Annotated in this window: 11 protein-coding genes; 9 read left to right on the top strand and 2 right to left on the bottom strand. The window is 69.7% G+C overall.

The features are described from left to right. Positions 1 to 1,360: 1,360 nt before the first annotated feature. The 7 genes from ACFVX4_RS40610 (at position 1,361) to ACFVX4_RS40580 (ending at position 7,462) form a co-directional block, all read left to right on the top strand. A complete protein-coding gene (locus ACFVX4_RS40610; protein WP_389988101.1) occupies positions 1,361 to 2,215 on the top strand; it encodes a HipA family kinase in 855 nt (284 codons plus the stop codon). After that, complete coding sequence (locus tag ACFVX4_RS40605) at positions 2,212 to 2,595, top strand: DUF3037 domain-containing protein (protein ID WP_266422509.1); 384 nt, start codon at positions 2,212 to 2,214, stop codon at positions 2,593 to 2,595. Before ACFVX4_RS40610 ends, ACFVX4_RS40605 begins: the two co-directional genes overlap by 4 nt. A gap of 234 nt (positions 2,596 to 2,829) precedes the next feature. Continuing rightward, entirely contained in the window at positions 2,830 to 3,591 is a 762-nt protein-coding gene (gene fabG / locus ACFVX4_RS40600) for a 3-oxoacyl-ACP reductase FabG (RefSeq protein WP_356481807.1), read from the top strand. Positions 3,592 to 3,611: 20 nt separating this feature from the next. Then, positions 3,612 to 4,367 (top strand): SDR family oxidoreductase, encoded by a 756-nt coding sequence (locus tag ACFVX4_RS40595; protein WP_389988097.1) that lies wholly within the window; start codon positions 3,612 to 3,614, stop codon positions 4,365 to 4,367. Positions 4,368 to 4,484: 117 nt separating this feature from the next. Then, a complete protein-coding gene (locus ACFVX4_RS40590) occupies positions 4,485 to 6,065 on the top strand; it encodes an ABC transporter substrate-binding protein (RefSeq protein WP_389988094.1) in 1,581 nt (526 codons plus the stop codon). A 91-nt stretch (positions 6,066 to 6,156) separates the two neighbouring features. Continuing rightward, positions 6,157 to 6,840, top strand: coding sequence for a uracil-DNA glycosylase (locus ACFVX4_RS40585; protein ID WP_072489654.1), 684 nt, complete (start codon positions 6,157 to 6,159; stop codon positions 6,838 to 6,840). Between the two features lie 136 nt (positions 6,841 to 6,976). Beyond that, entirely contained in the window at positions 6,977 to 7,462 is a 486-nt protein-coding gene (locus ACFVX4_RS40580) for a hypothetical protein (RefSeq protein WP_389988091.1), read from the top strand. Positions 7,463 to 7,514: 52 nt separating this feature from the next. On the opposite strand, the gene ACFVX4_RS40575 is transcribed toward ACFVX4_RS40580, so the two are convergent. Then, a complete protein-coding gene (locus tag ACFVX4_RS40575; protein ID WP_389988088.1) occupies positions 7,515 to 7,976 on the bottom strand; it encodes a hypothetical protein in 462 nt (153 codons plus the stop codon). 73 nt (positions 7,977 to 8,049) lie between these two features. Then, positions 8,050 to 8,718, bottom strand: coding sequence for a TetR/AcrR family transcriptional regulator (locus tag ACFVX4_RS40570; protein WP_389988085.1), 669 nt, complete (start codon positions 8,716 to 8,718; stop codon positions 8,050 to 8,052). Positions 8,719 to 8,843: 125 nt separating this feature from the next. Between ACFVX4_RS40570 and ACFVX4_RS40565 the strand changes: the two genes are divergently transcribed. Together ACFVX4_RS40565 and ACFVX4_RS40560 are read left to right on the top strand one after the other, a co-directional pair. Next, positions 8,844 to 10,064, top strand: coding sequence for an FAD-dependent monooxygenase (locus tag ACFVX4_RS40565; protein WP_389988082.1), 1,221 nt, complete (start codon positions 8,844 to 8,846; stop codon positions 10,062 to 10,064). A 13-nt stretch (positions 10,065 to 10,077) separates the two neighbouring features. After that, the gene (locus tag ACFVX4_RS40560) at positions 10,078 to 10,977 is read left to right on the top strand and encodes a Gfo/Idh/MocA family protein (RefSeq protein ID WP_389988079.1); all 900 of its coding nucleotides are present in this window, start codon (positions 10,078 to 10,080) and stop codon (positions 10,975 to 10,977) included. The last annotated feature ends 256 nt before the right edge of the window (positions 10,978 to 11,233 follow it).

The following is an 11,233-nucleotide window of genomic DNA, read 5'->3' as shown; positions in this document are numbered from 1 at the left end:
CGACTGCCTGTACCAACGAGCTCCGTTGCTCTTGCGTCGGAAATCTTTCAACTGGCGCGCATGACCTGCGAAAACGTTAACTACCCGGCCTTGGGGAAACGCCCGTAAGGGTAAGCGGTACAAGGTCGCCGGCGTGCCTGGGGTGCGAGACCGATCCTTTGACGTGCTGGAGGACGCCAAGGCGTGGCTTCGCCGCGCCGCTACGGACGAGGAGCGAGGTGAGTTCGTAGACCCGCGTGACGGATCCATCACGCTGGCCGACTACATCGCGACGCACTGGGCACCGGGGCGAGGTGGTGCTCCGAAAACCCAGGACGGTCAGGAGCGTAGAACGCGTCTTCATATCGTTCCGCACCTGGGTCAGCTTCCGCTCAGGAGTATCGCCGCAACGGATCTGCGGGCGTTCATAACCAAGCTGGAGTCGACGGTCTTGTCGGTCGACTACCAGCGCGGCATCCTGTCCGAGCTTTCCTCCATTCTGGAAGCGGCCGTCGACGACAAGCGCCTCGTGCGCAACCCTATGCACGCGAAATCTGTGCGGTGGCCCAAGTCGCCGCGGGAGCGGCGCGACGCGTGGTCGATGGCTACGGCACTGCGGGTCCGCGATGCCATCAACGAGCGGAACAGGATCGCTGTCGTGGCTGGCCTGGGGTGCGGGCTCCGCCAGGGCGAGGTGTTCGGGCTGAGTCCGGAGGACGTCGACTATGTACGCGGCATGCTTCACGTCCGGCGCCAAGTACAGGCGATTCACGGAAGGCTGTACTTCGCCCTGCCGAAGGGGAAGAAGATCCGCACGGTGGATCTGCCCCCCCTCGGTAGCCGAGGAACTCAAGCGTCACATCGATACGTTCCCGCCGGCAGAGGTGGAGCTGCCGTGGGGGAAACCGGAGGGGGAGAGGAAGAAGTTCTCCCTGCTGCTCACCACGCGCTTCGGCAACGCCGTCGCGGTGAACACATGGAACACCTACACCTGGAAGCCCGCCTTGGCCAAGGCGGGCGTCATCCCGCCACGTGCCGAGGGGGCGAAAGCCTGGCAGTGGGCGGCGGCCCCGAAGGACGGTTTCCACGTGCTTCGGCACACCTACGCCTCGATCATGTTGGAAGCCGGAGAGTCCGTCGTGACCCTGGCTCGGACACTCCTCACCGGCGATCACCCTCGGTTACTATGCTCACTTCATGCCGGAAGCCGGCAGCAAGGGGCGCGGCACGATCGACGGTCTGCTGGGGAGCGGGGAGACCGGCTCGCCAGCCGAAACTCCCCAGATTCTCCCCAGCGCCGTTGACCGGTGATTCCTACCTCTACGCCCCCGGAGAGGTCTTCCGTGGATTGTAAGGCTGAAGAGATTGGTGGCCTGGGAAAGTGTTGGAAGAAGTCGTAGCGACCCGCTATGTCACGCCTTTGCGTGAGGGTGGCTCGCTCCCCGGGATCGTCGAGGCCGACGATCTCGGCACCTACGTCATGAAATTCACCGGCGCCGGACAGGGGCGCAAGACGCTGGTCGCGGAGGTCATCTGCGGGCAGCTCGGCCGCAGGCTCGGGCTGCGGGTCCCCGACCTCGTACAGATCCAGCTCGACCCGGTCATCGGGCTCGCCGAGCCCGACCAGGAGGTGCAGGAGCTCCTGAAGGCCAGCGGCGGGCTCAACCTGGGGATGGACTTCCTGCCCGGCTCGATCGGCTTCGACTCGCTCGCCTACCAGGTGGACCCGCTGGAAGCCGGACGGGTCGTCTGGTTCGACGCGCTGATCAACAACGTCGACCGGTCCTGGCGCAATCCGAACATGCTGATCTGGCACGGCGACCTGTGGCTCATCGACCACGGCGCCACCATGATCTGGCACCACAACTGGCCCGGCGTCCAGGCCTCCGCCGCCAAGCCCTACAACGCCTCCGACCACGCGCTCGCTCCGTTCGCACCCGACATCGCGGCGGCCGCGGCCGAGCTCGCCCCGCTGGTGACCGAGGAGCTGCTCACCGAGGTCGCGGCCGATGTCCCCGACGAGTGGCTGGTGGACGAGCCGGGCTTCGACAGCACCGACGAGCTGCGCCGCGCCTATGTGGACGCACTGCTGCCGCGTGCCGCGACCATCCATGAGCGGATCACGATGGAGGGCCCCACCGGGCCCAAGCCGTCCCAGGCCCCCGGCTGGCTCACCGAACACCTCACCCCCTGGCCGCATCCCACCAAGAAGAACGACAAGGACGGCCAGCGGTGAGCGAGCGCGATGTCTTCGAGTACGCGCTGCTGCGCGTCGTCCCGCGGGTGCAGCGCGGCGAGTTCTTCAACGCGGGCGTGGTGGTCTACTGCCGCGCACGGGGTTTCGTGGCCGCCCGCACCCATCTCGACGAGGCCAAGCTGCGGGCCTTGGACCCGACCGCCGACGTGATCGGTGTACGGGCCGCCCTGCATGCCGTCGAGGGCGTGTGCCGCGGCGGTACGGACGCGGGCCAGGCGGCCCGTGACGACGCCGGCCGCCGCTTCCGCTGGCTGATCGCCCCGCGCTCCACGGTCGTCCAGCCGAGCCCCGTGCACAGCGGTCTCACCACCGACCCGGAGGCCGAGGTCGAGCGGCTGCTGGACCTGCTGGTGCGCTGATCCGCCGCCCCGCGGCGCCGCCCGCGACCACCGCGCGAACGGTGCCGCCGGGTGTGACATGCGCCCCGGCGGCCGTGGGCCGTTGACACCGGGTGCCAGGGCTTCTAGCGTCTCGTCTGCTGAAGGTACTAAGCGGTTGCTCAGCTATCGGGAAGGTTCCGTGCACACGAGGTCCCGTGCCGGGGGTGCCCCGACGTCCGCTGAGCGGCGATCCAAGGGCGAGGAGAACCAAGCATGTCCACCACCGAGCAGCGCGTCGCCGTCGTGACCGGAGCGGCGCGGGGCATTGGCGCCGCCACCGCGGTACGTCTGGCGGCCGAGGGCCGCGCCGTCGCCGTACTCGACCTCGACGAGGCGGCCTGCAAGGACACCGTCGAGAAGATCACCGCCGCCGGGGGCACCGCCCTCGCGGTCGGCTGCGACGTGTCGGACAGCGCCCAGGTGGAAGCCGCGGTCGCGCGGGTCGCCGCCGAGCTCGGCGCCCCGACGATCCTCGTCAACAACGCGGGCGTGCTCCGCGACAACCTGCTCTTCAAGATGAGCGAGTCCGACTGGGACACCGTGATGAACGTGCACCTCAAGGGCGCGTTCCTGATGGCCAAGGCCGTCCAGAAGCACATGGTGGACGCGAAGTTCGGCCGAATCGTCTCGCTCTCCTCCTCCTCGGCGCTCGGCAACCGCGGCCAGGCCAACTACTCCGCGGTCAAGGCCGGTCTCCAGGGCTTCACCAAGACCCTCGCCAAGGAGCTCGGCAAGTTCGGCATCACGGCCAACGCCGTGGCCCCCGGCTTCATCGTCACCGAGATGACCGCGCAGACGGCGGCCCGGGTCGGCATGGGCTTCGAGGAGTTCCAGGCCGCGGCCGCCACCCAGATCCCGGTGCAGCGCGTCGGTCGCCCCGAGGACATCGCCAACGCCATCGCCTTCTTCACGGGCGACGAGGCCGGCTTCGTCTCCGGCCAGGTCATGTACGTCGCCGGCGGACCGCTCAACTGACCCGAAGGGCTACGGACATCATGACTGTGCAGGACAGCGGGAAGGTCGCGCTCGTCACGGGTGCGAGCCGGGGCATCGGCTACGGCATCGCCGAGGCGCTGGTGGCCCGCGGCGACCGGGTGTGCATCACCGGGCGCGGCGAGGACGCGCTTCAGGAGGCCGTCGAGCGGCTGGGTGCCGACCGGGTGATCGGTGTGGCGGGCAAGGCGCACGACGAGGCGCACCGGGCGGTGGCCGTCGAGCGCACCCTGGAGGCGTTCGGCCGGGTCGACTTCCTGGTCAACAACGCCGGCACGAATCCGGTCTTCGGGCCGCTCGCCGACCTCGACCTCGATGTCGCCCGCAAGGTCTTCGAGACGAATGTGGTCTCGGCGCTCGGCTTCGCGCAGCGGACCTGGAAGGCCTGGCAGAAGGAGAACGGCGGGGCGATCGTGAACATCGCCTCGGTCGCCGGTCTCTCCGCCTCGCCCTTCGTCGGCGCGTACGGCGTGAGTAAGGCCGCCATGGTCAATCTGACCCTTCAGCTGGCGCAGGAGTTCGCGCCGGTCGTCCGGGTCAACGCGATCGCTCCCGCGGTCGTGAAGACGAAGTTCGCCCAGGCGCTGTACGAAGGCCGTGAGGCGGAGGCCGCCGCGGCATATCCGCTCGGCCGGCTGGGAGTTCCCGAGGACATCGGTGGCGCTGCCGCGTTCCTCACGTCGAGTCAGGCGGACTGGATCACGGGACAGACCCTGGTGGTCGACGGCGGAATCTTCCTGAATGCGGGCGTGGGCTGAGACAGCCTGAGTGGATTTGGCCCTGATTGACTCAAGTGCCCTGTCGGGCCTGCGAATTGACCCGACGGGGCACTGCGGTATGGTCTGCCGACCCATGGCTGATCGAGGAGCGTTCACGTGTTCTACCGGGCCAGTCTGCAGGCCGCTGCAGCCGTTGCTTCCCTTTCTCTGCTGGCAGGCTGCGGACTTCTTTCCGACAGCGGCTCGAAAGTCGAGCAGAAGATAGTCGTCGGTACGACCAGCGAACCCTCCACCCTCGATCCGGCGGCGGCGTGGGACAACTCCTGGGAGCTGATGCGGAATGTCTTCCAGACCCTGGTGAGTTTCCCCTCCGGCAGTACGAGCCCCGAGCCCGATGCCGCGGAATGGTGCAAGTTCACCGACACCACCAGCACCTCCTACCGGTGCAAGATCCGCGAGGGCCTGAAATTCTCCAATGGGGACGAGCTCGACGCCGAGGCAGTGAAGTACTCCATCGACCGGATCTCGGAGATCAAGTTCAAGGGCGGCCCCGTCGGCATGCTCGGCTCGCTCGACCGCGTCGAGACCAAGGGAGACGACATCGTCGTCTTCCACCTCACCAAGCCGGACGCCACGTTCCCCTTCATTCTTGCCACGCCCGCGATGTCGCTGGTGGCGCCCAGCGCCTATTCCAGGCACAAGATCCGCAGCGACGGAAAGATCACCGGATCCGGTCCGTATCTCCTTGATTCGTACAAGCCGGGGAACCGGGCCGAACTGGTGAAGAACCCGGATTACAAGGGCTTCGCCGACCGCAAGAACGACGCCGTGACCATCCGGTACTTCAAGGAATCGGCACCCGTGGTCGCGGCGCTGCGGAAGAACCAGATCGACGCGATCTACCGCGGCCTCACCGCCGAGGAGGTCGTCAGCCTGGAGGGAGCCCAGGACAAGGACAGCAACCTGCAGATCGTCGAGACGGTCGGCGCGGACATTCGCTTCCTGGTCTTCAACCCCAAGGACCCGGCGGCGGGGAACGTGGCCGTACGGCGGGCCATCGCCCAGCTCGTCGACCGCGACGCCCTGGTGGCCAAGGTCTACCAGGGCACGGCCGAACCGCTGTACTCCATGGTCCCCAAGGGCATCGCCGGACACACCACCAGCTTCTTCGACGCGTACGGCGACCCGGACCAGGGCAAGGCGAAGCAGATCCTGGCCAAGGCGGGCATCACCAAGCCGGTCGAGCTGACGTTCTGGTTCGCCACCGACCGGTACGGCTCCTCCACCGCCCCCGAGTTCGACGAGCTGAAGCGGCAGCTGGAGAGCTCCGGGCTGTTCGAGATCACACTGAAGAGCAGACCCTGGAAGACGTTCCAGGAAGGCTTCACCAAGGGGCAGTACCCCGTCTTCGGCCGCGGCTGGTTCCCGGACTTCCCGGACCCGGACAACTTCATCGCCCCGTTCCTCGGCAAGGAAAGCGTCACGGGGATGCCGTACATGAAGAACGAGATCACCAAGGAACTGCTGCCGCAGACCCGCAAGGAGAGCGACCGGGGCGCGGTCAGCAAGCAGTTCGAACGGGCCCAGCAGATCCTGGTCGACGACGTGCGGCTGCTGCCGCTGTGGCAGGGCAAGCTGTACGTCGCGTCGGGCGAGGACATCGGCGGTGGCGAGCGCGCCCTGGACCCGCAGACGGTCATGCAGATGTGGGAGCTGTACCGCAAGGCCAGCTGGTAGGCCCGCCCCGGCGGGGTTGGCGGGGCGCGTTGTCAGTGGTCCCCGGTAGGTTCTCGGATGAAAAGCTGATTGCTTACCGGAGGTTGTTGAAGTGACCGACACCGACCTGCTGCCCGAGTCCTGGCGCGGCGTCCTCGGCGAAGAGCTGCAGAAGCCGTACTTCAAGGAGCTCACCGAGTTCGTCGAGGAGGAGCGGGCCAAGGGGCCGGTCTATCCGCCGCGCGACCAGGTGTTCGCCGCCCTGGACGCCACGCCCTACGACAAGGTGAAGGTCCTCGTCCTCGGCCAGGACCCGTACCACGGGGAGGGGCAGGGGCACGGGCTGTGCTTCTCCGTGCGGCCGGGCGTGAAGACGCCGCCGTCGCTCCGGAACATCTACAAGGAGATGAAGGAGGAGCTCGGCCTGCCGGTCCCGGACAACGGGTATCTGATGCCGTGGGCCGAGCAGGGCGTACTCCTGCTCAACGCCGTGCTGACGGTGCGTGCGGGCGAGGCCAACTCGCACAAGGGCAAGGGCTGGGAGAAGTTCACCGACGCCGTGATCCGCGCGGTCGCCTCGCGGCCCGACCCGGCGGTCTTCGTGCTCTGGGGCAACTACGCCCAGAAGAAGCTTCCGCTGATCGACGAGGAGCGCCATGTGGTGGTGAAGGGGGCGCACCCCTCGCCGTTGTCGGCCAAGAAGTTCTTCGGCTCCAGCCCGTTCAGGCAGATCAACGCGGCGGTGGCCGCGCAGGGGCACGAAGCCATCGACTGGCGCATCCCCGACCTGGGCTGACAGGCGGTCGTGGCCCCGGCCGGCGGCGGGCGTCCGGCGGCCGGCCGGGGACGCCTGCCCGAGCCTCAGCGGGATTGACCGCACCTGCGGCTAGCGTCGCACGGGAACGGGCGGACGAATGCGCAGGGAGGTTGCGGTGACGGAGCAGCGGGAGGCGTCCAGGGACGCCGTCATGACCAGGATCGGCCAGGCGATCATGCTGCTGCACGGCGGCGATCGGGAAGAGGCCCGCAATCGTTTCGGCGAGCTCTGGTCGGAGATCGGCGAGGACGGTGACGCCCTGCACCGGTGCACCCTCGCCCACTACATGGCCGACACCCAGGACGATCCCGGCGACGAACTGGCCTGGGACCTGCGGGCGTTGACCGCGGCCGACGGGCTGACCGGCGAGCGGGCGGCGCAGCACCCCGATGCGCCGGCGGCGCGTGCCTTCTATCCCTCGCTGCACCTCAATCTCGCGGCGGACTATGTGAAGCTCCGGCGACCCGACGCGGCGCGGTTCCATCTGGACCGGGCCCACGCCGCTTCCGGTGTCCTCGCGGACGACGGGGCGGACGACGGGTACGGGGGAGGGGTGCGCGCGGCGATCGCGCGGCTGGAGCTTCGGCTGCGCGAGCTGTGAGGGTGGCCCGTCCATGGCGGACGGGCCACTGCTCGGTTCGTCCGTTCGGGGCTCAGCGGCCGTAGGTGTCGTCGCAGATCCGGGACTGCGGGCTGCCCGCGGGCCAGTGCCCGTAGCCCCGTCCCAGCGCGCAGACGTCCGTACCGGCGACCGGGGCCGGCGGGGCCGGGACGGGCGCGGTCACGGCGGGCGGGGCACGGTGCGGCCGGGGCCGTGCGGCATTCGGGTACCGCGGCTGCCGCTGCTGCCGCGGTGCGCGGGGCGCGGAGCGGCGGGTCTCCGGCGGCGCGCCGTTCGAAGGGCGGCGCGCGGAGGCGGACGGCTCGGGGGCCGGCACGGACTCCAGGGAGTCGTGGACGGGCGGCAGCACGATCTGCGGGGTCAGGTCCTGGGTGGGCCCACTGGCCCGGGGCCGCGGCGGAACGTCCGGCCGGGGCTGCACGGACACGCAGCCGGACAGCGTCGTGACGGCCACGCCGACCAGGAGACTCGCGGTGATTCTGGTTCGTTGCACCTGATCACTCTGCGGTGCGGACATGGCCCCGGTGAGCCGGGCGGCCGGGATTGGCCCGCACGGGTGACGCCGGTCAGCGCGGCGTCGCCCACCGCGGTCCCAGCATCCCGCTCAGCAGCTCCGCGAAGCCGGTGCGCAGCTCCTCCTCGCTCGGGACGGAGCGGTTGTACGACCCCGCGGCGCACGAGAACATCAGCCCCTCGCACCAGGCCACCAGGGACAGGGTGTGCCGTTCGGGCTCGGCCGATCCGGCGGCTGTCATCAGCGCCATCAGCGGTTCGCGGAACTGCCGGCCCGTCGCGTCGAAGAACTCCCGCAGTTCCGGGCGCCGGGTCGCCTCCAGCGCGAGCTCGTAGCGGCAGACGAGCAGTTCGAGGTGGCGGGTGAGATAGCGGTGCAGCGCCAGCGCGAGACCGGCGACCAGCGCCTCCGCCCCGACGGCCGGACCGGTCTCCGGGCCGCCGCTCGAACCGTGTCGCGCGCCGGTGGCCGGGGCGGCGCCCGGGACCGGGAGTTCACCGGGGGCGAGCACCCGGGCCTCACGCTCGGCCAGCCGTCGCACCGCCACCTCCAGCAGGGACTGCCGGGTGCGCGCGTAGTTGGACGTCGAGCCCTGGGGGAGACCGGCGCGCTCGTCCACCGCGCGGTGGGTCAGCCCGCGCATCCCGCGTTCGGCGAGGAGCGCGAGGGCGGCGTCGGCGATGAGATCGGCCCGGGAGGTACCGGCGGTGCGTGTGGCCATGGGGCCAACCTACCCTCGCCACTACATCCGTAGTACGGTGAACGTGTCACTACGGATGTAGTCCCGGAGTTCCGGGCTCCGTGGTTTCGACGAGTTGCGTCGTTTCGATGATTCGTGGAGGAGTCATGGACAAGCCCCATGCCGTCGTCATCGGCAGCGGAATCGGCGGCCTCACCGCGGCGGTGGCCCTGCACGGCCGCGGCTGGCGGGTCACCGTTCTGGAGCGCGCGGACTCCCTGGAGCCCGTCGGGGCCGGTATCGCCCTCGCCCCCAACTCCCAGCGCGCCCTGGACGTCATCGGCATGGGCGACGAGATCAGGGCCCTCGCTGCCTGGCAGGGCGAGGGCGGCATGCGTGTCCCCGGTGGCCGCTGGCTCTCCCGTACGGACAGCGCCGCCGCGGCCGAGCGGTTCGGCGGCCCGATCGTCCTGCTGCACCGGGCCGGCCTCGTCGACCGCCTCGTGGCCCGGCTGCCCGAGGGCACCGTCCGCACCGGTACCGCCGCGGAACTGCTGGACCCGGGGACGGTGGACGGTGCGCCCGCCGTGGTCGGCACGGCGGCCGGGAACATCGGGGCCGACCTCGTCATCGGCGCCGACGGCATCAACTCGGCCGTACGGAGCGCACTCTTCCCGGACCACCCCGGCCCCTCGTACGCCGGATTCACCACCTGGCGCATCGTCGTCCCCGCGCGCGAGCGGCCCTTCGCCCCGCACGAGACCTGGGGGCGCGGCGCCCTCTGGGGCACCCAGCCGCTCAAGGACGGCCGGATCTACGCCTACGGGGCCGCCGTGGCCCCCGCCGGGGCCCACGCCGCCGACGGCGAGAAGGCGGAGCTGCTGCGCCGGTTCGGCAGCTGGCACGATCCGATCCCGTCCGTCATCGCCGCCGCCGATCCCGGCCAGGTGCTCCGCAACGACGTCCACCAGCTGCTCGATCCCCTGCCGTCCTTCCACCGGGGCCGTATCGTCCTCGTCGGCGACGCCGCGCACGCGATGGCGCCGAGCCTCGGCCAGGGCGGCAACCAGGCCATCGAGGACGCGATCGTGCTCGCCCACCATCTGACGCCGGGCGGCGATCTCGCCGCCGGGGCGGCGGCGTACACCGCCGACCGGTTGCCCCGCACATCCGCCATCGTCCGCAAGGCGGAACGGACTGCCCGTCTGATGCGCCTGACCAGCGCTCCCGCCGTCGCGATGCGTGTCGCGCTGGTGTCCGCCGTCTCGCGCCTCGGGCCCACCCTCGTCCTGCGCACCTTCGACGGGATAGCCGACTGGCAGCCACCGCGGCACACGTATGCTGCCCCTCGCGAGGCGAACACCGCACCGGTGGACGCCGAACAGTGAGAGGAAGACCCCTGTGAAGGTCGGCTGCATCGGGCTCGGCGACATCGCGCAGAAGGCATATCTGCCGGTTCTGACCGCCCTGCCCGGCGTCGAACTGCATCTGCAGACCCGAACCCCCGCCACCCTGGCCGCGGTTGCCGAGGCGCACCGGATCCCGGCCGCGCAGTGCCACACCGACCTCGAATCGCTGATCGCCCAGGGGCTGGACGCCGCGTTCGTCCACGCCCCGACGACCGTGCATCCGGAGATCGTGGCCCGGCTGCTGGAGGCGGGCGTCGCCACCTATGTCGACAAGCCACTGGCCTACGAACTCGCCGATTCCCAGCGCCTGGTGAGCCTCGCCGAGGAGCGCGGAGCGAGTCTCGCCGTCGGCTTCAACCGCAGGGTCGCGCCCGGCTACGCGCAGTGCGCCGAGCACCCGCGCGAGCTGATCCTCATGCAGAAGAACCGGGTGGGCATGCCGGAGGACCCGCGCACCATGGTGCTCGACGACTTCATCCATGTCGTCGACACCCTGCGCTTCCTGGCGCCGGGACCGGTCGAGCACACCGTCGTACAGGCCAGGATCCGCGAGGGCCTGATGCACCATGTCGTGCTGCAGCTGTCCGGTGACGGATTCACCGCCATCGGCACCATGAACAGGCTCAGCGGCTCGACCGAGGAACGGCTGGAGGTCTCCGGCCAGGACTCCAAGCGCGAGGTCGTCAACCTCGCCGAGGTGATCGACCACAAGGGGCAGCCGAGCGTACGGCGGCGCGGCGACTGGGTGCCGGTGGCCCGCCAGCGCGGCATCGAGCAGAGCGTGCTGTCGTTCCTGGACGCCGTACGCGCCAGCCAGGTGCTGAACGCCGAGGACGCCCTGCGTACACACGAACTGTGCGAACGCATCCTGCGCGACCTGGACTGCGCCTAAGAGGCTGTCGGGTGACCTCGGATCGGAAAAGCGGACGCGGTCTGGTGCGTGCGATTCCAAGGCGGAGGAGGGAGTCAACGCGGAGCGTTGGCGACCGACGACAACGCGGGAAGCGTGCGTGCCAGGGCGTGGCCGCCCGGTCCGAGGTCACCCGACAGCCTCTAAGCCTGGATCCACCGGCTGTCCCGGGTCCTGTGGATAGAGAAATGAAGAGAGGTGCCTGCTGACCTGCGAAGATGGGAGTTACCACACCACC

This window comes from Streptomyces sp. NPDC058240 (genome assembly GCF_042882135.1).
Lineage (GTDB): Bacteria > Actinomycetota > Actinomycetes > Streptomycetales > Streptomycetaceae > Streptomyces.
This window is presented reverse-complemented; position numbering and strand designations above follow the sequence as displayed.